The 21,420-nt window shown below is 63.0% G+C and carries 22 protein-coding genes; 11 read left to right on the top strand and 11 right to left on the bottom strand.

What is annotated here, in order from left to right:
- Positions 1 to 129: 129 nt before the first annotated feature.
- Together ACP5MM_RS06880 and narL are read left to right on the top strand one after the other, a co-directional pair.
- Positions 130 to 2,046 (top strand): HAMP domain-containing protein, encoded by a 1,917-nt coding sequence (locus ACP5MM_RS06880; RefSeq protein ID WP_427934306.1) that lies wholly within the window; start codon positions 130 to 132, stop codon positions 2,044 to 2,046.
- A 30-nt stretch (positions 2,047 to 2,076) separates the two neighbouring features.
- Positions 2,077 to 2,748: a two-component system response regulator NarL gene (gene narL, locus ACP5MM_RS06885; RefSeq protein ID WP_427932617.1), complete on the top strand. Its 672-nt coding sequence runs from the start codon at positions 2,077 to 2,079 to the stop codon at positions 2,746 to 2,748.
- Positions 2,749 to 2,799: 51 nt separating this feature from the next.
- Here the strand turns inward: narL and ACP5MM_RS06890 are convergent, their stop codons facing one another.
- On the bottom strand, positions 2,800 to 3,966 hold the full coding sequence (locus ACP5MM_RS06890; RefSeq protein WP_427934307.1) for an NAD(P)H-dependent flavin oxidoreductase: 1,167 nt from the start codon (positions 3,964 to 3,966) through the stop codon (positions 2,800 to 2,802).
- Between the two features lie 392 nt (positions 3,967 to 4,358).
- Between ACP5MM_RS06890 and ACP5MM_RS06895 the strand changes: the two genes are divergently transcribed.
- From ACP5MM_RS06895 to ACP5MM_RS06920, 6 genes are all read left to right on the top strand, one after another.
- Positions 4,359 to 4,805, top strand: coding sequence for a glycine cleavage system protein H (locus ACP5MM_RS06895; RefSeq protein WP_427932614.1), 447 nt, complete (start codon positions 4,359 to 4,361; stop codon positions 4,803 to 4,805).
- A 20-nt stretch (positions 4,806 to 4,825) separates the two neighbouring features.
- Positions 4,826 to 5,347 (top strand): hypothetical protein, encoded by a 522-nt coding sequence (locus tag ACP5MM_RS06900; protein ID WP_427932612.1) that lies wholly within the window; start codon positions 4,826 to 4,828, stop codon positions 5,345 to 5,347.
- A gap of 152 nt (positions 5,348 to 5,499) precedes the next feature.
- On the top strand, positions 5,500 to 5,775 hold the full coding sequence (locus tag ACP5MM_RS06905) for a DUF2249 domain-containing protein (protein WP_427934308.1): 276 nt from the start codon (positions 5,500 to 5,502) through the stop codon (positions 5,773 to 5,775).
- A gap of 53 nt (positions 5,776 to 5,828) precedes the next feature.
- A complete protein-coding gene (locus tag ACP5MM_RS06910; protein WP_427934309.1) occupies positions 5,829 to 6,347 on the top strand; it encodes a hemerythrin domain-containing protein in 519 nt (172 codons plus the stop codon).
- Positions 6,344 to 6,667, top strand: a complete 324-nt coding sequence (fdxA, locus tag ACP5MM_RS06915) for a ferredoxin FdxA (protein WP_427932607.1) — start codon at positions 6,344 to 6,346, stop codon at positions 6,665 to 6,667. The genes ACP5MM_RS06910 and fdxA overlap by 4 nt, the downstream gene beginning before the upstream one ends.
- 158 nt (positions 6,668 to 6,825) lie before the next feature.
- Positions 6,826 to 7,485: a glycosyltransferase family 2 protein gene (locus ACP5MM_RS06920; RefSeq protein ID WP_427932606.1), complete on the top strand. Its 660-nt coding sequence runs from the start codon at positions 6,826 to 6,828 to the stop codon at positions 7,483 to 7,485.
- Between the two features lie 28 nt (positions 7,486 to 7,513).
- On the opposite strand, the gene argC is transcribed toward ACP5MM_RS06920, so the two are convergent.
- From argC to argH, 7 genes are all read right to left on the bottom strand, one after another.
- Positions 7,514 to 8,548 (bottom strand): N-acetyl-gamma-glutamyl-phosphate reductase, encoded by a 1,035-nt coding sequence (argC, locus tag ACP5MM_RS06925; protein ID WP_427932604.1) that lies wholly within the window; start codon positions 8,546 to 8,548, stop codon positions 7,514 to 7,516.
- A gap of 100 nt (positions 8,549 to 8,648) precedes the next feature.
- The gene (gene rpsI, locus ACP5MM_RS06930; protein ID WP_123105228.1) at positions 8,649 to 9,035 is read right to left on the bottom strand and encodes a 30S ribosomal protein S9; all 387 of its coding nucleotides are present in this window, start codon (positions 9,033 to 9,035) and stop codon (positions 8,649 to 8,651) included.
- 11 nt (positions 9,036 to 9,046) lie between these two features.
- Complete coding sequence (rplM, locus tag ACP5MM_RS06935) at positions 9,047 to 9,475, bottom strand: 50S ribosomal protein L13 (RefSeq protein ID WP_427932600.1); 429 nt, start codon at positions 9,473 to 9,475, stop codon at positions 9,047 to 9,049.
- Positions 9,476 to 9,570: 95 nt separating this feature from the next.
- Complete coding sequence (locus tag ACP5MM_RS06940; RefSeq protein WP_427932598.1) at positions 9,571 to 10,119, bottom strand: YbhB/YbcL family Raf kinase inhibitor-like protein; 549 nt, start codon at positions 10,117 to 10,119, stop codon at positions 9,571 to 9,573.
- Positions 10,120 to 10,142: 23 nt separating this feature from the next.
- Positions 10,143 to 11,381, bottom strand: a complete 1,239-nt coding sequence (gene lysA, locus ACP5MM_RS06945) for a diaminopimelate decarboxylase (protein WP_427934310.1) — start codon at positions 11,379 to 11,381, stop codon at positions 10,143 to 10,145.
- Positions 11,378 to 11,560, bottom strand: a complete 183-nt coding sequence (lptM, locus tag ACP5MM_RS06950) for an LPS translocon maturation chaperone LptM (RefSeq protein WP_427932595.1) — start codon at positions 11,558 to 11,560, stop codon at positions 11,378 to 11,380. Before lptM ends, lysA begins: the two co-directional genes overlap by 4 nt.
- A complete protein-coding gene (argH, locus tag ACP5MM_RS06955) occupies positions 11,557 to 12,945 on the bottom strand; it encodes an argininosuccinate lyase (RefSeq protein WP_427934311.1) in 1,389 nt (462 codons plus the stop codon). Before argH ends, lptM begins: the two co-directional genes overlap by 4 nt.
- Positions 12,946 to 13,083: 138 nt before the next feature.
- Here argH and hemC point away from each other — a divergent pair, with 138 nt between their 5' ends.
- Genes hemC through hemB form a run of 3 tightly spaced genes read left to right on the top strand, consistent with a single transcriptional unit; the run spans position 13,084 to position 15,832 of the window.
- On the top strand, positions 13,084 to 14,007 hold the full coding sequence (hemC, locus tag ACP5MM_RS06960) for a hydroxymethylbilane synthase (protein ID WP_427932592.1): 924 nt from the start codon (positions 13,084 to 13,086) through the stop codon (positions 14,005 to 14,007).
- Positions 14,004 to 14,795, top strand: coding sequence for a uroporphyrinogen-III synthase (locus ACP5MM_RS06965; RefSeq protein WP_427932590.1), 792 nt, complete (start codon positions 14,004 to 14,006; stop codon positions 14,793 to 14,795). Before hemC ends, ACP5MM_RS06965 begins: the two co-directional genes overlap by 4 nt.
- Positions 14,792 to 15,832: a porphobilinogen synthase gene (gene hemB / locus ACP5MM_RS06970; protein ID WP_427934312.1), complete on the top strand. Its 1,041-nt coding sequence runs from the start codon at positions 14,792 to 14,794 to the stop codon at positions 15,830 to 15,832. Before ACP5MM_RS06965 ends, hemB begins: the two co-directional genes overlap by 4 nt.
- Here the strand turns inward: hemB and ACP5MM_RS06975 are convergent.
- The 3 genes from ACP5MM_RS06975 to ACP5MM_RS06985 form a co-directional block, all read right to left on the bottom strand.
- Positions 15,798 to 17,909 (bottom strand): diguanylate cyclase domain-containing protein, encoded by a 2,112-nt coding sequence (locus tag ACP5MM_RS06975; protein WP_427934313.1) that lies wholly within the window; start codon positions 17,907 to 17,909, stop codon positions 15,798 to 15,800. The genes hemB and ACP5MM_RS06975 overlap by 35 nt on opposite strands.
- A 68-nt stretch (positions 17,910 to 17,977) precedes the next feature.
- Entirely contained in the window at positions 17,978 to 19,951 is a 1,974-nt protein-coding gene (locus ACP5MM_RS06980; protein WP_427934314.1) for a dynamin family protein, read from the bottom strand.
- A 204-nt stretch (positions 19,952 to 20,155) separates the two neighbouring features.
- Positions 20,156 to 21,415 carry an EAL and HDOD domain-containing protein gene (locus ACP5MM_RS06985; RefSeq protein ID WP_427934315.1) on the bottom strand — a complete coding sequence of 420 codons (1,260 nt, stop codon included), beginning with the start codon at positions 21,413 to 21,415 and terminating at the stop codon, positions 20,156 to 20,158.
- Positions 21,416 to 21,420 lie beyond the last annotated feature (5 nt).

Genomic DNA, 21,420 nt, shown 5'->3' on the forward strand with positions numbered 1-21,420 from the left:
AGGTAAGGATGAAAAAATAACCGCCTGATATGCCTGCCTTTCAGGTGCGCGGAACGCAAATGATCGAAAAAGTGGCACGTTAGAGGTATCCCCAGCTTAGCTGGTGCCGACCAGCGGGAGAGATACAGGATGGCAATATTGCAGCGTTACTCCCTACGCCTGCGGCTGGGACTGGCCATGGCCCTGATCGTGGCCATGTCGCTGATGGGGATGGTCAGTTCCCTGGTCATCGCCAACCTCACCCAAGGGGCGGCCCAGGCCATCAACATGGCGGGCTCCCTGCGGATGCAGACCTATCATCTGGAAACCCTGATGCTGTCTGGAGACACGGTAGCGGCGCGGCAGGCGGTTATGGCTGGGGATCGGCAATTCCAGAAAACATTGAACGCCCCGCCGTTGACCGATAGCGTGTCCCAGAGTTTCGGTTCCGACACCCGTAGGGAGTATGCAGAGGTTTCCCGCCGTTGGCAGACGGAGATGGAGCCCCTCCTCTTGGCCTTCGCCCAAGGGCAGGGGAACGGCGGTGCGGCAACGGCGCGCTATGCGGCCGCAGCGCCGGCATTCGTGAAGGTCATCGACGGGCTGGTCACCGCCCTGCAGAACGATACGGAGGGCAAGACCAGTCTCCTGCGCCTGATCCAAGGCGTGGGATTGTTCACCACCCTGGTGGTGGTTTACCTGCTGTTCTGGGCCATGCATCGCGGCGTGCTCGATCCCCTCAACGAACTGCTGACAGCCGCCAGGCGGGTGAGCACCGGGGATTTCAGCTATCGCTTGGCGCACGTCGGCGATGACGAGCTGGGCCAACTGGGGCATACCCTCAACAGGATGTCGGAAGAACTTTCCAAGATTTACGGCCAACTGGAGCAGCGCATCCGGGAACGAACGGCCGAACTGGAGCAAAGCAACCAGTCCCTGGAACTGCTATACAATGTGAGCAAGCGCTTGGCCGAGGCGCCGCAGGCCGTGTCCTCTTATCGCTATGCGCTGCAGGAAACGGAACGGCTCATGGGATCCAGCCATGGGGTCATGTGCGTGGCGAAACGGCATCCGGGAGGAACAGCCCTGATGCTGGCATCTTCGCCGGACCCCGAGGATGCGCGCATGCATTTTTGCGCGCACTCCACCTGCCTCGACTGCCTGGGCGACGGCCATACCCATATCTGGCCGATCAGCGGCCCGAAGAATCCGCAGACGCAAGTGCTTTCCGTCCCCTTATTGGAGCAAGGGCTCCATTATGGCAGCTTGTCCCTGACGATCGCCGACGGCGTCCATGTGCAGTCCTGGCAGATGCAAACCGTCGAAACCGTCGGACGCCATTTGGGCGTCGCTCTGGGGGTGGCGCAGCGGGCCGCCCAGGAACGGCGCATCGCCCTCCTGGAGGAGCGCGCGGCCATCGCCCGCGAACTCCATGATTCCCTCGCCCAGTCGCTATCCTATTCCAAGATCCAGGTGGCGCGCCTGCGCGCTTGCCATCCCGACGGCGGCGATCCCCGCTTGGCGGGCATCATCGCGGACCTTGGCGAAGGTCTCGACAGCGCTTATCGGCAGTTGCGGGAGTTGCTCACCACCTTTCGCCTGCAATTGCCGGAAGGTGGCCTGGAGTCGGCCTTGCTGCAGACCGTGGACGAGTTCGCGGCGAAGAGCGGGATCTCCATCGCCCTGAACGATCGTCTGTCCCATTTTCTGCTGAATGCCAACGAGGAAATCAACATCCTGCAGATCGTCCGGGAAGCGCTGGCCAATGTCGAGCACCATGCCCATGCCCATCACGCCGAGGTGGCATTGTGGCTGGAAGATGGGCACGCTGCGGTGGTCCGCGTCAATGACGACGGCATAGGCCTGGATGCAAGGGGATCTCCGGCCGGTCACTACGGATTGGCGATCATGCGCGAACGTGCCCGGAGCCTCGGTGGGACCTTGCAGGTGGAGCGCACCAAAGCGGGTGGAACGCGGGTAGAATTACAGTTCACACCCGCTGCTTACGCAGGCGAAGGGCAATCCGCCGGCGGAACGGCCGCCACCCCTGCGCAGGGAGTATCTTGAGCGATAATTCATGGTAATAGGGAGCACCCCATGGACGAAGAACACCGGATCGTGGTGATTGACGATCACCCCCTTTTCCGCAAAGGGGTCGGCCAGTTGTTGGCCATGGATCCCGGCCTGAAGCTGGTGGGCGAGGCGGCGACGGCTGCCGATGGCCTGGAACGCATCGCCGCCTTGCAGCCTGATTTGGTATTGCTCGACCTCAACCTGGGAGGGAAGAGCGGTCTGGATACCCTCCGGGAGATCCATTCCCGATGGCCCCACATCCGGGTGCTGGTGCTCACGGTGTCCGATGCCGAAAGCGACCTGGCGGCGGCCCTGCAGGGGGGCAGCGTGGGTTATCTGCTCAAGGACATGGATGCGGAAGACCTGTTGCTCGCCATCCGCCGCGCTTCCTGCGGAGAGATGGTGCTGAGCCCGCGCCTGACCAGCGTCCTCGGCCATGCCTTGCGCCACCAGGCCGGGCGTGAGGAGGAAGACGAAAGCGCCCTGACCGCACGGGAGCGGCAAATCGTTCAGTGCATCGCCGAAGGCAAAAGCAACAAGGTGGTGGCCCGCGACCTGGGCATCGCCGAAGGCACCGTCAAGGTGCATGTCAAGCGGCTCCTGAAAAAGATGCGCCTCCGTTCGCGGGTGGAGATCGCTGTCTGGGCGGTGGAGCATGGTTTCAAGGGCGGCGGAGAGCTGCATGGCATGCGTTGATCTTCCGGACATGGACCCCGCCGTCCAGGCATCATGAAAGGGGCCCCGGATTCACACCGGAGCATCCATGACCGGATTTTCCCCCTGCAGGAAACGCAGCAGGTCCTGCACGGACCTGATCTGCTTGCCGAAGGGCAGCGCAGCGGCGCCCCGAAAGAAGAGGCCCTGCTGGACATTTCCCCGTTGCGCCGCCGCCAACTGGGTCTCGATGCAAAATTGCCCCGCCGCCGGATTGCCATCCTTGAATCCACAGTGGGTCAGGCATTCCGTGCGGCTGGGGCAACGGGCGCATTGGGGATTGGCCCGGGCCATCAACGCCGCCTCATGGCTCAGATAACGCCGCAGCCAGGGGCTCATCACGGCCCGCGCAGGCAGGCCGGCGGCGCTCATGAAGGTCACGATATCCGCAGGCTCGGCCTCTGCCAGAACCCGTTTGAAATTGTCATGGGCATCCCCTTCCCGGGTGACGGCGAAGGGGGTGCCGATCTGCACCCCCGACGCACCCAAGGCCAGCAGGTCCTTGATGCGTTGGAAGGAGTTGATGCCCCCGGCGGGAATGATCGGGATTCGTGCCGCCGCCCCGCCGAGGCTGAACAGGAAGTCCCGGATGGCCGGTAGGACAGTGGCGAAATCGAAGCGGGGATCATTGATTTCCGCCATCTGCGTAGCCCCCAGATGACCGCCCGCATAGCGCGGATGTTCTATGACGATGGCGTCCGGCAGGCGTCCACGCCGCATCCAGCGCCGCACCACGGCCTGGACCCCGCGCAGTTCCGAGAGGATGGGGATCAAGGCCGCACGGGGATAATCCGCCGCCAGTTCCGGCAGGTCCAGGGGCAATCCAGCCCCCATGACGATGGCGTCGGCGCCGCTTTTGAGGGCCTGGAGGACATGCTCCCGGTAGTGGGTGATGGCGCGCATGACGTTGACGGCAATGAAACCGTCCTTCCCGGCGATCCGGCGGGCCTCCTGAACCTCGCGGTCCAGGGCAAGCAAGTTGGCGCGGGCGGTGGCGTCCGGATCCCGCAAGCGGCGCAGGGGCCGCATCAGATCCTCGTGCAGCCGGCGCAGTTCCACGCTGGCGATGGTACCCACCGCACCCTCGGCGGCCACCGTTCCCGCGAGCCGGTGCGCGGAAACCCCAACGCCCATTCCGCCTTGAATGATGGGCAGCAGCGACCTGCCCTTGATTTCCAGTACCGGCAGCTTGATGGCCATGATGCCATTCTCCTCGGGGCCGTCAGCCCCATTTTCCTCGTGCGCCAAGAGCAATGCAGGCACACCTTGCATCACGATATATCATATTACAACATCTCATTATTGTATTTCATAAATGACCGTCCTGTTCCTTGATCCGCGTCAAGGGCAGCGTGGGTGTGCCTTTAGTTCGGGGCCCTACGGAGTGCCGGCACCGGGCTGGGAAGGCCTTCCTCAGGGATGCTCGGCGAACCCCCCTCCATCCCGGGCGAAAGCGCTTGGCGGCCTGGTCTTGATCAGGATCAAGGATGTTTTGATGATTTTCCATCATGATGCATTTATCATGACCCAAGCAGGGCGACGAACCTGGAATCCCCGGGGGAGGCCGCGCGGATGGAACTGGAGGAGCCGGGATGAGTGAATACCGTGGTTGCGAACTGCCCGAAGACCTCTACTATGATCTGGATTATGTCTGGCTACGGCCGGAGGAGGACGGGACCTTCACCATCGGCGTCACCGATCCGGCCCAGACCATGTCGGGTCGCCTGCAAAAGGCCCGCATCAAGAAAGTGGGCACCCACCTGGACGACGGCCGCCACGTCGCCACCCTGGAGAGCGGCAAATGGGCCGGCGGCGTGCCGGTGCCCTTTGCCGGAGAGGTGGTCGCCCGCAACGATGTCCTGCTGGAAGACCCGCACCTGATCAATGTCGACCCCTACGGAGACGCCTGGATCGCCCGCCTCCGGCCCGACGAGCCGGACCGGGCGCTGCTCCGTCTGCACACCGGCCCCGCGGCCCTGGAGGCGCTCCAGGCCTGGATCAAGCGCTACGATGTGCAGTGCATGCGCTGCTCCGACTGAGCAGCGCCCGGCAGCGCAGCATGTCCGCCATCCCGAGAGAACGCCGCAGTGCCTGGTCCCTGGCCATCCTGCTGGGGGTGGTCGTCACCGTCACCCTGCAGATCTTCAGCGGCATCGCCATGGGTCTGGGCTGGATGTCCCTGCTGGCCTTCCACATCGAAGACGGCATGGCCGCCGCGCTCTTCATTCTGCTGGAATGGCTCTGGCTGGCAGGCACCAGGCCGGGCCGGCGCGCCCTCGGCCACCTTTTTCCGACGGTGGGGCAGCGCTGGCGCGCGGCGGGGCGGCAGTGCCGGGATATCTTCCTGAATCGCCCGACGCCCGCCCTCAACACCATCGTCGAAGGGGCCTTCCTCCTCATTGCCACCCTGGCGGTGCTCCTGGGTCTGCTCCTGGCATTCACCGCCCTTCCCGCGCGTTTTCCCCTCCTTCTGGCCGGCCACCGCGCGCTGGCCGGACTGCTGGCGCTGCTCTGGATCATCCATCTCCTCCTGGCCCTCCATGCCGCCCTGGGCCGACGCGCAGCGGCACGGAGATGCTGAAAACCACGGCTGGCCGGCGCGAAAAATGGACGATGCGTACCCTGCGCTAAGGTTTCCGTTTTTCTTGATCCGCGTCAAGGAATACCGCAGCGATTTGATCAACTATAGATCATGGCTGTTTCACCATGACCCCTTGCCGGAGGAGGAATATCATGACTACCGTTACCCCAGCCCAAGCCCATTTACCCCTGCGCGCCGACGCTACCTATCCCTTTGATGCCCGTGGGGTGGCCAAACGCTTTCGCCACGCCGCCATCATCGGCGCCCTGGATGTCCTGCAAAGGGGAGAAGCCATGGAGTTCATCAACGATCACGACCCCCTGCCCCTCCTCGATCAGCTCCGCAGCCGCTATGGGGATCGCCTCGACTGGGCCTACCTGGAGCGTGCGCCGCAGATGGTGCGGATCCGCTTCAGCAAGAAGGGATAGGATCCGATCCTGGAAGGGGGGTCGCAAGGGCGACCCCAAGGAGCGATATCGCCATGCAATTGTTTGCCACCGCCCCCGGCTTTGACGACCCCATTGGGCTCCTGCTGGCTTGCCATGGCCGGATATTGGGCCATTGCGAAACACTGGAGCGCCTGCCCGGGCATCTCGCCGCCCACGGCCCCAATGACGAGGCCCGGCAGGCCGCCGGGCGCATCCTCCGCTATTTCCATAGCGCGGCGCCCCTGCACCATGCCGACGAAGAGGAAAACCTCTTTCCCCTCCTCGCCGCCCATCCCGACTTTCCCGAAAGCCTGCGCGCACCCTTGCAGAACCTGGGCGCCCAGCACCGCGTCCTGGAAAGGGCCTGGGAGGAGCTCGCCGGGGGTTTGGAAGACGTCGTCGCCGGCCGCCCGGCCGCCCTTTTCCCGGAACTTTTCATCACCATGCATCGCGCCCACATCGCCCTCGAGAACGGCGAGATCTTCCCGATGGCCGCCCGCTTGCTGACAACCGGCACCTTGGCGGAGATCGGCGCCGCCATGCGGGCGCGCCGTCCAGGAGCAGAGCCATGACCCACGTCGTCACCGAAGCCTGCATCCATTGCAAATATACCGATTGCGTTGTGCCCTGCCCGGTGGACTGCTTCCACGAGGGGCCCAACTTCCTGGCCATCGACCCGGATGAATGCATCGACTGCACCCTATGCGTGGAAGAATGCCCGGTCCATGCCATCTACCGCGATGTGGACCTTCCGGATGGACAGGAACTGTTTCTGGAGATCAACGCCCGGCTGACCACGCGCTGGCCGGTGATCATCCAGAAAAAACCCGCGCTTCCCGAGGCGGAACGCTGGGCGCAGGTCGAACAAAAACGCCACCTGCTGGAAGAGTGAATGGGGCATGGAGCGAGTGGACACCCTCGAAAGCGCACGTTTTCATGCCGCCTTCCTGACCTATAATCCAAAGTCATAGGGGCGGCAAAGCGCAATGTTGCGAGGCGTCGGCTCCCTGGCGGATCCATCCGTCCCCATGGTGCGCAAGGAGCCCTGCCATGCGCCTGCACAGCCATCAGCGCGAAGTACCGCCCGTCACCGTCATAATGCCGGCCTACAACCGCGCCGCCACCATTGTCCGGGCCATCCGCTCTCTCTGCCGGCAGACCTGGACGGATTTCGAATGCATCATCGTCGATGACGGCAGCACGGACGAAACGGGGGCCAGGGCGCAACGATGCATCGGCGGCGATCCCCGTTTCCATTTCCTGCGGCAGGACGAAAATTGCGGCGTCGGCCCGGCGGCGGCCCTCGGAGCACAACGGGCGCGGGGCACCTGGCTGACACGCCTCGATTCCGACGATGAATACCTGCCGGAGCACCTGGCCCTGCGCCTTGCCCATGTGCAGGCGCACCCCCAAGCGGACTTCCTGTATGGCACCATGCTGGTCCGCAACGGCCCGGACCATGTCCCGGATTTTTATGGGGGACCGCCCATCCCCGTCAGCGCAAGCTCCCAGGGAGCGACCACCTTCCTGCGCCGGAGCGCCTATGCGCGGCTGGGCGGCTGGGCGCCGGTACGTTTCGGCGAAGACGCACTGCTTTTCGCCAAGGCCCGGAAGGCGGGCATCGCCATGCAGCGGGTCCCTTACGCCACTTACGTCTATTACCGGGATACGGAAAACGCCCTGACCAGAAACTGGAATGCCATCTCCTGAACCTGAAGCACCTCTGCCAACGGCCAAATCAAGGCAGCAGGGCGATCTGCTGCAGACCCATGGTTTCCGGGAAACCGAAGAGCAGGTTCATGTTCTGCACCGCCTGCCCTGCCGCCCCCTTCACCAGATTATCGATGACCGAGAGGACCACCACCTGCCCCGGCCGCGGCTGATGGACGGCGATGCGGCAGATGTTCGCACCGCGCACGGAGCGAGTGGCCGGGTGGCTGGCGAAGGGCAGAACATCCACAAAGGGCTCCCGGGCATAATGCTCGGCAAAGATCGCCTGGAGATCGGCGTCGCCCAGGGCCGGGCGCAAGCGCCCATACAGGGTGGCATGGATTCCCCGGATCATGGGCATGAGGTGCGGGGTAAACTGCAAGGTGAGCGGCGCCCCGGCCAGCAGGGAGAGTTCCTGCTCGATTTCGGGACGGTGGCGGTGACCGCTGACACCATAGGCATGGACGCTATCCGCCGCCTCCGCCAGGATCAAGTTGACCTTGGCCGCACGTCCGGCACCGCTGACCCCCGACTTGCAGTCGGCAATGAGCGTCTCGGGATCCAGCACCCCCGCCGCCAGCAGCGGGGCGTAGCCCAGGATCACGGCCGTGGGATAGCAGCCCGGGTTCGCCACCAGGCGCGCCCCCGGAATATGGGCCCGCGTCGTTTCCGGCAACCCGTAGACCGCATCCCCAAGGACCGCTTCGGCGCGATGGGCCATGCCGTACCACTGGGCGAATACGGCGCTGTCGCGCAGGCGGAAATCGGCGCCCAGATCGATCACCCGCACCCCTTGCGCCAATAGTTGCGGGGCCATATCCATGGCCACCCCATGGGGCGTGGCGAAAAAGACCAGGTCCATGGCCGCCAAGGCATCCTCGTCCGGCCCGCTGAAGCTCAGATCACAATGGCCGCGCAAGTTGGGGAAGAGACCGTCCACGCGCGTCCCCGCCTCGGCGCGCGAGGTGATCAAGGCCGGCTCGACCTCCGGATGGGCCGTCAACAGCCGCAGCAGCTCCATGCCCGTATAACCCGTACCGCCGACAATCCCCACCCGTATCATGTCCTCTGACCTCCCGTTGGCGTACACAACAAGGCGTGGGCCTCATCTTAAAATAAAAAGCCGCCCGAAGGCGGCTTCTCTCGCTCGTAGCCCGATACGCTTAGCGTTTGGAGAACTGGTGACTACGCCGTGCCTTGTGCTTGCCCACCTTCTTGCGTTCCACTTCGCGGGCGTCACGGGTGACAAAGCCGGCGGTCCGCAGAGGACGGCGCAGGGCTTCGTCATAGGCCATGAGGGCGCGGGTGATGCCGTGGCGGATGGCGCCCGCCTGACCGCTGGCCCCGCCGCCGCTGACGTTGACGAGCACGTCAAACTGCCCGGTATGACCCGTCAGCTCCAGGGGCTGCATCACCACCATGCGCGAAGTCTCGCGACCGAAGTATTCTTCCAGCGAACGCTTGTTGATCTGAATCCGCCCGGCGCCCCGCCGCAGATAAACGCGGGCTGTGGCACTCTTGCGGCGACCGGTTCCGTAATATTGTTCCATAGGATCTTGCCTTATATCTGCAGGGGCTGGGGCTGCTGGGCGCTATGCGGATGATTGGCACCGGCATAGACCTTGAGCTTCTTGAACATGCTGCGTCCCAGGGAATTCTTGGGCAGCATCCCCTTGACGGCGATCTCGATCACGCGCTCGGGGTGCGTTTCCATCATCTTGGCAAAAGAGGCGCTCTTGAGATTGCCCACGTAACCGGTGTGGTGATGGTACATCTTATCCCGGGCCTTGTTACCCGTTACAGCGATCTTGTCCGCATTGATGACCACCAGGTAATCACCGGTGTCCACGTGCGGCGTAAATTCGGGCTTGTGCTTGCCCCGCAGGCGCCGCGCCAGCTCTACAGAAAGGCGGCCAAGAACTTTGTCCGTGGCATCCACCACGTACCAGTCCCCCTGCACTTCATGGGACTTGGCGGAATAGGTCTTCATCACGACACTCCGGCTTCGGGTTTTTACTTGAGGGGCGAGAGATTAGCGAGGGCGGAACCCGTTGTCAAGGCGCGCGGCCCTCGCCGGGAAGGAGATCATATATGGCGATCGGTATCCCGGGCAAAATGTCCGGAGAACTCCGCGTTGCCGATGATGTGGCCCAAGGGGTAAAGCTCCCGCGCGCGGGCGTCTGCGGCCGGGGGCGGCACGATGTCATCGCCATGGACGGCCTTGTGCAGTCTGGCCTTGACGGTAGCGAAATCGGCGCCCGGGGCAAGATCCAGCGTCGGCAGGTCGGTGGCGAAGAGCACAAAATCATAGTGGCGCAGGTGGTGCTGAGGATCGGGCTCCGGCGCATGATAGGCACTTTCACCAAAATCATTGCGCCCGAGCTTGGCCCCCGCCGGCAAGGGCCCGCCCTCATGAATGCCTTCGGCCATGGGCGGCAGATCATAGACCAGCCAATGCACCCGCTGACCCGTGGCCGCCTCGCGCCATTCCATCACCAGGACCAGACTTCGGGTCTTCTCCGGCAAATGCTGCCAGAAGATGGAGGGCGTCTTGCCCTCGCCCAAGGCCGTGAAACGAGGGGGAATCCAATCCTCGGGGTCGATACCGGTACTGAAAACTTTCATCTCAGCCATGGCCAACTCCTCCGTCGTGCGAACTACAGCTCCTCCAAGGATAGCAGATCATCCAGGGTCTCGCGGCGGCGCAGGAGGCGGAAACCGGCACCATCCAGCAGGACCTCCGCCGGGCGGGGGCGGGTATTGTAGTTGCTGCTCATGGCGAAACCGTAGGCGCCGGCCCCCATCACCGCCAGCAGATCCCCCGCGGCGGCGGCGAGGGGACGATCCTTGGCCAGGAAATCGCCGCTTTCGCAAACCGGGCCCACCACATCCATGGTCAGCGCCGGCGACTCCCTTCCTGCCCGTACCGGCAGGATCTCGTGCCAGGCCCCGTAGAGGGCCGGACGCAGCAGGTCGTTCATGGCGGCATCGACCACGCAGAAGGTCTTGCTGCCATTGTCCTTGATGTATTCCACCCGGGTCAGCAGGGCCCCGGCATTGCCCACCAGGGCGCGGCCCAGTTCCACCACGCGCCGCACCGGGATCCCCGCCAGCGCCCGTTGCAGGACCTCGGCATAGGCGGCGGGGGTGGGCGGCGATTCATCCCGATAACGGATGCCCACGCCGCCGCCCAGGTCCAGATGCTGGATGGGGATGCCCATGTCGCGCAAACGCCGATAGAGCGCGGCCACCCGCTCCGCCGCCGCCCCCAGGGGGGCGAGATCCAAAAGCTGCGAGCCGATGTGACAGGCGATTCCCCGCACCGCGATCTGGGGCAGGCGCGCCGCCTGGGCATAGAGTTCCGGCGCGGCGGCGATGGGGATGCCGAACTTGCTCTCGGCCAGACCGGTGGCGATGTAGCGATGGGTGCCCGGATCCACGTCGGGGTTCACGCGCAGGGCAATGGGCGCCTGCCTGCCCAGGCGCCCGGCCACCTCGGCCACCCGCAGCAGTTCCGCCGGCGACTCGACATTGAGACAGAAGACCTCGGCTTCCAGCGCGGCCGCGATCTCGGCAGGGGACTTGCCCACCCCGGAAAAGACCACCTTGCGCAGGTCGCCGCCGGCGCGGCGCACCCGTTCCAGTTCCCCGCCGGAGACAATATCAAAACCAGCCCCCAGCGCGGCGAAGAGCCGCAGGATACCCAGGTTGGGATTGGCCTTGACGGCGTAGCAGACCTGGGTTTCGGCCCCCAGGGCCGCGGCAAAGGCCTGGTATTGATGCTCCATGGCCGCCCGCGAGTAGACGTAAACGGGGGTCCCCAAGGCAGCGGCTACGGCCTCCAGAGGAACATCCTCGCCATAGAGCTGCCCGCCGCGGTAGGCAAAGACAGTCACGGCTGCATTACCGAGCGGGACGGGCTGGTGGCTGGAGCCGGGCTGGACGCCGGGGCGGCGGCGGGAGCGGGAGGCTTGGGCAGGGTCAGGGGCGTCTTGCGCCCGCAGGCGGCCAAGGCCAGGCTCACGCCCAGCACCAGCAGCAGCATGGCCACCCGCCCCCCGCGATGGCCGCTCATGCCTGCTCCCGACGCAAGCGGTCACGGGCGCGGATCGCCGCCGCCCGTACCGATTCCGGCGCCGTGCCGCCCGGATGGCGGCGGGCGTTGAGGGATCCCTCCAGGGTCAGGACCGCGTACACATCCTCGCCAATGAGGGGAGACAAGGCCTGGAGATCGGCCAGCGGCATGGCCTCCAGGGCCATGGCCCGCTCCTGAGCCAGACGCACGGCGCGGCCCACTGCGGCATGGGCATCGCGGAAAGGCATGCCCTTGCGCACCAAGTAATCGGCCAGATCCGTGGCCGTGGCAAAACCCTTCTCGGCCTGGGCGCGCATGGCCTCCCGCTGCACCGTGAGGCCCGGCAACATGCGGGCAAGGATCTCGACACTGGCGCGCACGCTGTCCAGGGCGTCGAAAAAGCCTTCCTTGTCCTCCTGATTATCGCGATTGTAGGCCAGCGGCTGCCCTTTCATGAGCACCAGCAGGGCCACCAGGTCACCGATGACCCGCCCGCTCTTGCCCCGCACCAGCTCCGCCACATCGGGGTTCTTCTTTTGCGGCATGATGCTGGAACCGGTGCAGAAACTATCGGGCAAATCGATGAAGGCGAAGGGCGGCGACATCCACAGGACGAGCTCTTCCGCCAGCCGCGAGAGGTGCACGGCAAGGATGGCGAGGTCGGCCAGGATTTCCATGACGAAATCCCGGTCCGAAACGGCATCCAGGCTGTTTTCGGCGATGGCGGCGAATCCCAGTTGCCGCGCCACGTCCCAGCGGTCGATGGGGAAGGTCGTCCCCGCCAGGGCGGCGGCGCCCAGGGGCAGGACATTGACGCGGGTCCGGGCGTCGGCCAGGCGCTGGCTATCCCGATGGAGCATCTCGACATAGGCCAGACAGTGGTGACCGAAACTCACCGGCTGCGCCACCTGCATGTGGGTAAAGCCGGGCATGACCGTATCGGCCTCGCGCTCGGCCAGATTGATGAAAACCTCCTGCAGGCGGGCCAGCGCGCCGCGCAGGTCGTCCAGGGCCTCCCGGGCGTAGAGGCGCAGGTCCGTGGCCACCTGATCGTTGCGGGAGCGCGCCGTATGCAGTTTCTTGCCCACCTCGCCCACCAGCTCCGTCAGCCGGCTTTCGATGTGCATGTGGATATCTTCCAGGGCGGGGCGAAAGGCCATCCGGCCGGCCTCGATTTCGCTGCGCACCTCCCCAAGACCGGAGACAATGGTCGCCGCCTCCTCCGGAGTCAGCACCCCAACCCGTCCGAGCATGCGGGCATGGGCCATGGAGCCGAGAATATCCTGGGCGTAGAGGCGCCGGTCCACCGCGATGGAGGCGCTGAACTCCTCCACCAGGCTATCGGTTCCGGTACTGAATCGCCCACCCCACAATTTCTCGCTCATCACCCTATCCTCCATGGACCACCGCGTTGGACTATAACGAAAACCCCCCGAGCTTCGCCAGACCCGGCTACCCTTCCGCTCGCTTTTGGCGCTACTATGTGCAGTGACATCCACTCCGGCAAGGCCCCAACGATCCCCATGCAGGCTCCTCTTCGCATCGGCACCCGCGCCAGCCCCCTGGCCCTCTGGCAAGCGGAACACGTGCGCAACGGCATCCTCCGCCTCCACCCGGGGTCCACCGTGGAGATCGTTCCGCTCACCACCAGCGGTGACCAGTTCCTGGACGTCCCCCTCCATGCCGTCGGCGGCAAGGGCCTCTTTGTCAAGGAAATCGAGGACGCGCTCCTGGATGGCCGGGTGGATCTGGCCGTTCATTCCATGAAAGACGTCCCCGCCCATCAACCGGCGGGGCTGGAGATCGCCGCCATCCTGGTCCGGGAAGACGTGCGTGACGCCTTCGTCTCCACCCGCTATCCGGACCCCGCCGCCCTCCCGGCGGGCGCGCGGGTCGGCAGTTCCAGCCTGCGCCGCCGGGCGCAGTTGCTGGCGCGCTTTCCCCATCTGCAGGTGGACGACCTGCGCGGCAATGTCGCCACCCGCCTGGGCAAGCTGGATGCCGGTCGCTATGAGGCCGTCATCCTCGCCGCCGCCGGCCTCAAGCGCCTGGGTCTGGCGGGACGGATCAGCGCCTTGCTCGCGGTGGAGGACTCTCTGCCCGCCGTGGGGCAGGGGGCCATCGGCATCGAAATTCGTCTGGGCGACGCCGCTACCCGCGCCACCATCGCCGCCCTCAACGATGCGGAAACCAGTCTTTGCGTACACGCCGAACGCGCCATGAACCAGACCCTGGGAGGCGACTGCCGTCTGCCGGTAGCGGCCCTGGCGCAGTACCGGGCCGATGGATCCCTGCACATGCGCGGCCTCGTGGCGACGGCGGACGGCAGCCGGATCCTGCGCGCCGCGGCCGAAGGCCGGGATGCTTTCGAGCTGGGTCAGACCGTTGCGGCCCAATTGCTGGCCCAAGGGGCCGCTGCCATCATTGCGGAAATCACCCGCCCATGAGCATCGGGATGCTGAGCAAGAAAGGCATCGTCATCACCCGGCCGCGGGCCCAGGCGGAAGACTTGGTCGCCATGCTGGAACAGCGCGGGGCCCGCCCCCTGCTCTTCCCTGCCATCCAGATCGAGGCGCCGGAAAACTGGCAATCCGTGGACCACGCCCTGCACTCCCTCCCGCAGATGGACTGGGCCATTTTTTCCAGCCGCAACGCCGTCGCCCATGCCCTGAGCCGTGCCCACAGCCTCGGCCTGGAGTGGCCCCAGGGGCCCCGGGTCGCCGCCGTTGGCCGGGAAACCGCCAAGGCCCTGGGCGAATTCGGCATCCGGGTGGATCTGGTTCCCCGCAATTTCAGCTCCGAAGGCCTGCTGGAAAGCGCTGAACTCGCTGCGGTGCAGGGCCGGCGCATCGTCCTCTTCGCCGGCGACCAAGGCCGCGAACTGCTGGAGCTTACCCTCAGCCAGCGCGGCGCGGCAGTGGAAAAGGCCTTCTGCTACCGGCGCACCATCCCCGGCAGCAATCCCACCCCCTTGCTCCACGCCTGGGCCCGTGGCGAGCTGGACGCCGTCACCGTCACCAGCCCGGAGATCTTCAACAACTTCTTCCAGCTCGTCGGCGGCCTGGGCCAGCGCTGGCTCAAACGCACCCCCATCATCGCCATCAGCCCGCTGACGGCGCAGGCCGTCACCGCCGTTGGCCTGCCCACCCCCTGGATCGCCCCGGAGGCCAGCAACGACGGCATCCTCGCCGCTCTGGAGAGCTGGGCCCAAAGCCTGCAGGAGACCGCCCCATGAGCATGATCGCCCTCCCCTCCCGTCACGAACCGCGCCGCCTGCGCCGCCGCGCCAACCTGCGCGCCCTGCTGCGGGAGCATCATCTCCATCCCGGCGACTTTGTCCTTCCCCTCTTCCTCATCGACGGCGAAGGACAGCGGCGGGAGATCGCCTCCATGCCCGGCGTCCATCAGCACAGCATCGACCAGGCCGTGGCCTTTTGCGGCGAGGCAGTGCGGCTGGGCATTCCGGGGGTGCTCCTCTTCGGGGTGGTGGCAAACACCTGCAAAGATGCCCACGGCTCCGCATCCTGGGCCGCCGACGGCCTCGTCCAGCGCGGCATCGCCGCCATCCGCGCCGCCCACCCGCAGCTCCTCGTCATTGCCGATGCCTGTTTTTGCGAATACACCGAACATGGCCACTGCGGCGTCCTCGATGCCCAGGGGGATCGGGACGACAGCGCCACCCTGGAAAATCTCCAGCGCCAGGCCATCTCCTACGCCGAGGCCGGGGTCGATATCATCGCCCCCTCGGGGATGGTCGACGGCATGGTCATGGCCATTCGCGAGGCCCTGGATGCCGCCCGCCACGAAAAGGTCGCCATCCTCTCCTATGCCATCAAATACGCCAGCGCCTTTTACGGCCCCTTCCGCGACGCCGCCGACAGCGCCCCCCAGTTCGGCGACCGCAAGGGGTATCAGATGGACCCCGCCAACCGCCGCGAGGCCTTTCGCGAACTGGCCCTCGACATCAGCGAAGGCGCCGACATGGTCATGGTCAAACCCGCCCTCCCCTACCTCGACCTGATCCGCGACGTGCGCGAACGTTGCGACCTCCCCGTCGCCGCCTACAACGTCTCCGGCGAATACAGCATGCTCAAGGCCGCCGCCCGCAACGGCTGGCTCGACGAACGAGCGAGCGTCCTCGAAGCCCTGCTCGGCATCAAGCGCGCCGGCGCCGACTTCATCATCACCTACCACGCCCTGGATGCCGCCCGCTGGCTGGATGACAGATGGCAGCGCCCTACAGCGCCACCGGGGCGGAACGCAGATCAATAAAACTCGCCCAGCATTGGCTACGCTGGTGCTTGCGCTCTTTGATCGCGTATAGCGCCTGGTCCGCATGGCGCAACAGCAATTCCGGCGATTCGTTGTCCATCGGGAATACCGTCAGGCCCATACTCGCCCGCACCTGGATGGATGAGCCCTCACTCCAGACAAAGGGTGTCTCGACAGCCTTTTGAATCTTGTACAAGAGTGCCTGCAAATCCGTTAAATCTTCCAGATCCTCAAGCAATAGCACAAATTCATCGCCCCCCAAACGCACGAGAAAATCCGTTCGCCGAACCACAGCAAGGAGGCGCTGCGCAATGTCCTTGAGAAGAAGGTCTCCCGCTTCGTGGCCATAACTATCGTTTACTGGCTTGAAATCATCCAGATCCAGCATAACGACCGCCAGGATCCGCCCGTGCCGGGCACTGCGCAAGAGAGCCTGTGCAAAATAGTCATCCAGCCCACGGCGGTTGGCGAGACCTGTCAGGGGGTCATGGGTAGCCAGCCAGGACTGGTGTTCGCGTTCTGCCGCAAGAACTCCCTTAAGGTCGAGCTCATCTAGACCATGGCCGAGCAGCAGGGCCACGCGGGAAAGCAATTTCATGAGGTCCCGGGAAAAAATATCGGGATGAACAGCAACAACCGTGAGCACTCCCCAAACTTGGCTCCCCCGGCGTATCGGGATCGCTGCGGCAGACTGTGATGTCGTTTGATCTGTCCGCGCTGGCAATCCGAGCCCAACCCCCAAGGGCTGAGGATATTGGCTAAACCCGCTACGCCAGGCCAGGGATGCCTGCTCATCTTCGAGGCTGGATGATGGTGTTTCTAGACCAGCGCTGGCCAAATGCGTAAAACCATGACCTACGTCCGGTCGGCCGATCCAGACTGTCGCGAAAAGACCGCTTTCCACCAGCCGCTGGCAGACATTATCCAGCAGATGGATCTCATCCTGTGCGGCGAGCACGATGTCGCCCTCGTCCAACAACGCCTGATATAAAATAGTACGATGCTGGATTTCAGCAAGGCTTTTGAATTGGCGATCGGCAATGTGCAGGGCATCGCTTAACTGATGCAGCAAGACCTGTAAACTGGCGCTGAAATAATGAGGGTTCTTGCTCGTGACCAACAGCACCGCCAGCGGCTCTGTATCCGAATAAATGGGCCATGCCCCGAAAACCCGTATGGGCGCCAAGAGAACAGAGCTATTACAACACGCCTGTAACTGCGCATCATGCTCGATGTTCCCAATGATCGCCTGTTCCGATTGCAAAGCCTGCAATGCCAGCCCCATTTCCGGTCTGATGGCGATGCCATCTAGACCCTCATGGAGATCGGCGATAGCGGCGCTAATCGCTGTACTTTGACCATGGACAGTCACCAACTGCAAGGTTCCCCCTGCATTCCTCTCCAGAACCCATGCCGCAAAAGCCTGCGTCCGTTCTACTAGAAGCCGCGGCACCTGAGCGTAAGCAACCGCCATACTCGGCGCTGCCAAGAAATCGCGCAAAAGTTCACTGATGGCCTGCTGATAGTCAGAGAGCCGCAGCAGATCCACCATGTTCTTGCGTCGTTCCAGAAAAACCGAAAGGTCTTCGGCCAAACGAATGAACAAATCCGTCCCCAAGTCGGTCAGGACGGGGGCATCCCCATAGTGCAAAACCACCACGCCCAGCAAACCATCTAGCGAACGAAAAGGCACCACGACACTACCGCGGAGGGAAAATTGCTCAAGCCTATCCCGCCAAGCGACATAGCTGGCATCCGTAGCACTAGTCCTACGCACCACATCCCCAGTGCGTAGGGCTTCAGCGATGGATCCCCCTCCCTGCTCCCCGCCAACCTCGGGGATGGGCGAAAGCTGGAGGCCATCGACAAAAGTACGGGCAGGGCCGCTGGCGGCAAGGATATCCACCCTCTTCGCGTCCCCGGCGAGGAGCCCGATCCAGACCACGGGTAGGCGCAGATGTCGTACCAGCAGCTCTGTCAACTGCTCCAAGGTTTGCTCCACGGGCATCCCGAGGGTATCTGCAAACAAGCGGCTGGCCTCTCCCAGGGCCAAGTAAAAGCGCTCCCGCGCCAACATATTCTGGCGTATCCGACCTTCCTTGAATAGCCAACGAAAAACCATCTAGCCCGCCAGAACGTAATGTTTTATGCTAAATTGTTCGTAGTGTCCGCCAATGTATACGGCCCAAGCACGCCTTGCAATGACTGGTAGGCGGCATCCAGATCCAGCAAAAGGAGTATTTTCGCTTTTTTCTGGCGCTCCAATTCGGCAATGCGCGGTTGGATGTTCATCATGGATTCCATGATCGCTTCCAACGCCTGCAGTTGATCTTTTGCCTGCAGATAAAATAGGTCCATTTGTCGATTCATCATCTCCAGGCTTTCACTCACCCAAGCCTGCAATTCCAGCCGCGTTTCTCGAACGAAATCCTGCACCTTAGTGGCAACGGTAAGAAATGCCGTGCGTACCACTGCCCCCTGCGTCTTCGCCGCAATCTCCAGCCGCTTGCCAAAGCGCTGGTAGTTTTCTGCCATACCAAGCAACTCTGCACGGCGTGGCAAAATAGCATAAGGAACGGTATCGAGGGCGGGTAGCCCATAACGCTGCTCAAGCTGACGGTAAGAATCGACCATCAATGCCGAAAGTCGGTTCGCTCTATCCAGAGCGGTATCAAAATGGCTGATGGTATCTGCAAAAAACTGCGAAAAGCGCTCATAGATGCCAATGGTGGTCCATGCCGCCAGAAGCTCGTTACGGGCATCGCCAATAATACTATCAAAGCGATCCATGGACAGGGAACTGAGCAACCAGTTTTCCGTAGCAGCTACAAATTCCCGTTGTTTTTGATGAAAGGCACTACGATCACTGGCAAAGGTGCGGAGAATTTTTTGTTGTCGAGCCACTAGGCGCGGAACCTTTCCCTCGCTTTGCGCCCCCAGCCGTTGCATGCTGTCTATGTCTTCATCAAGGTGATGGATCTGCTCATCCAAGATCGTTCGCTGCTCCGCCACCACACGATCCACCAGATTTTGCACACGGGAAAGAACTGCTAACCGCTTGGCCGGAATCAAAATGTCGGCAATAGCGGCTTCAAGAGGAGCTATACCACTACGGGCAAGCAATATCTGATCCCCGCGGATACGCGACACTAGGCCCTTTTGCCCCGATACTGGCAGCACCTGAAGAGGGCTGATCTGCAGACGTCTGGCCGTGACCTCTACCTGCGACTGAATGGACGCAGACACCTGCGCATCGTCGCGGAGCTCGTCCCAGAGCATGTCCACTTTATTCAACACCACCAGCTGTTTTTGATAGAGATTGCGACAAAGATATTGATCCCAGATTTCCAGATCACTCTGGGTAACTCCGGTATCCGCACCCAAAACGAAGACGATGGCATCAGCGGAAGTCGATGATTCCAGCGCAAGTTCGGGCTCACTACCGATAGCATTCAAGCCAGGGGTATCGAGGATGCTCAATCCTGCCGCCAGGACCGGGTGGGGCATACTCAGAAGAGCGTAACGCCAACGGGGAATCAGCACCCGACCCATATCGCAGGAGGGACAATGACTGGCATTCTGGTTGCCAGCCGCGCTGCGCAAGGGCGGGCAAAGGCCATACCGGCGCGCCTCCACCAGCGGCACGCACAGCGTTTCAGTGATGTGCGCCAAGGCGCTGTCGCGTGCTTCCACATCTGCCAGATCCAAGGGCAGATGTGTCCAGACGGCTTTGACCCTTTTCAATTTTTCGACGGAAGTGTCCAAAGATCGGCTGTTGATGGGAAGCAGACGCAGACCTGGATCCTGCTTACATCCGGATATTTCGACGGGGCACATGGTGGTTTGCCCGGGGCCGGAAGGCAGTACGCGCCCGCCCAGATCGGCAAAAAAAAGGGCATTGACGAGTTCGGTCTTCCCCCGAGCAAATTCCCCAAAGAAAGCAATGCGTAGGGAGTCCTGCGCAATCTCGTCGCCAAGGCTCTCCAGACGCAGCATAGTCGCCCCAGGGAGAAGTTCTAACTTTCCGGTTACAGCGGACAACTCCCGCAGACCAGACGCAAGCTGGACACGCCATTGATGGAACTCTTGTAAGCGCTGAACCAATAGAGAGGTTTCCATTAAAAGTATCCTGAATTATAAATTTGCTAGAAATAATCGCACAATCCCATGAAAAACATAACAATTGCAGCTCAAATAAATTTCCATCAATTCTGATGCCTACATTTTCCTATTGCCAGATAATCGCCTTCGCGCCAAACCGCCATGTCCTTACCCCCATGCAAAAAGTCCTTTTGGCGTGGGTGCGGACGGCGAGAAAAAGGGTTAATCCAAGACGGCTGCCCAAGCCATGGCATGCAGATAACATTGATTGATATCGGCCATGTCCAAACCCAACGACCCCGCCAAGGCAAGCGTACCTGGGGCATCCCCCTGTTCAATGGCCTCGATCAGGCGCAAAAGGATGCCGTTCTCCCCTTCATGCCGCAGGATGGCCGCGTCCACTTCCGGCGGCAAATGCAGGTCGCCCAGGATATCGGCCATGGGTACTCCCAGCATGGCATCCAGAAGCGACAACATCCCCACCAAAAAAGACTGATGCATTTGCGCATTGTCAGCGCTTAAGGCGGGCGCCTTTTGGCGCAACTGCTCGGCCAACCGCCCGCGCGTGGCGGCCATGGTCAACAGCGGCGAACCGCGCCCACCCTGGCCGGCGAAAAGGAGCAAGGTCAGCCAACGCTGGAGCGGCTGGCGGCCCAGGAGGATCAGCGCTCGGCGGATGCTGTCGATCTCCTGGCCGCGCGTCAGGCCGGCCGAGTTCATGTAACGCAACAACTGATAAGACAGGCCGGGATCCTTCTGGAAAGCCTGCTCGATCTCCGCAACGGGACCGTTTTCCCCCAGCAGGTTCAGGAGCCGGAAAATGCTCAGATGGTTCGCCCCGATCCGCTTCCCGGCAATGATCTCCGGCCGCATGAAATAGTAGCCCTGGGTAAAGTCCACTCCCGCCTCATAGCAATGCCGCGCAATACCCTGGGTTTCCACCCGCGTCGCCACGATCGCCTGGTCCCCGGACCGCCGGATGGTGCGAATCTGCGCCTGCACCTGGGATAACTCTGCGCTGTAGAGATCTACCTTCACAAAATCCATGAAAGACAGCAGCTCCGCATGCCACGGCGTATCCTGAAAACGATCCAGGGCGAGGCGGTAGCCCTGCCGGCGCAGCGCCCCAAGGGTAGCCAGGAATTCTGCGCTGGGCGCTTCGGTGATGGTGAACTCGGGAATGATGCGCTGGGCCGGAAACAGCTCCAGGCTTTTTTCGTCAAAAAGGCTATTGGTGAAATTCACGAAGGCGAGCTTGCCGCCCAAAAGCTGCTCCACGCTGAATTGGCTAAAGGCCTTGATCAGCACGCGGGCGGAAGCCAGGAAAGGGTCGTCCATGGGCCCCCCCAGCTCCTCCCGGGCAAACAGCTCATAGCCGATGATCTCCCCTTGCCGCCCCAGGATGGCCTGACGGGCGATGAATTCCTCCTGAGGCGCCGCCGCGGCGGCGTCCGGCATTTGCGGGTCAATGGTGTTGCTCATGGAAC

This window comes from Acidithiobacillus sp. (genome assembly GCF_049965315.1).
Taxonomy (GTDB): Bacteria; Pseudomonadota; Gammaproteobacteria; order Acidithiobacillales; family Acidithiobacillaceae; genus Acidithiobacillus_B.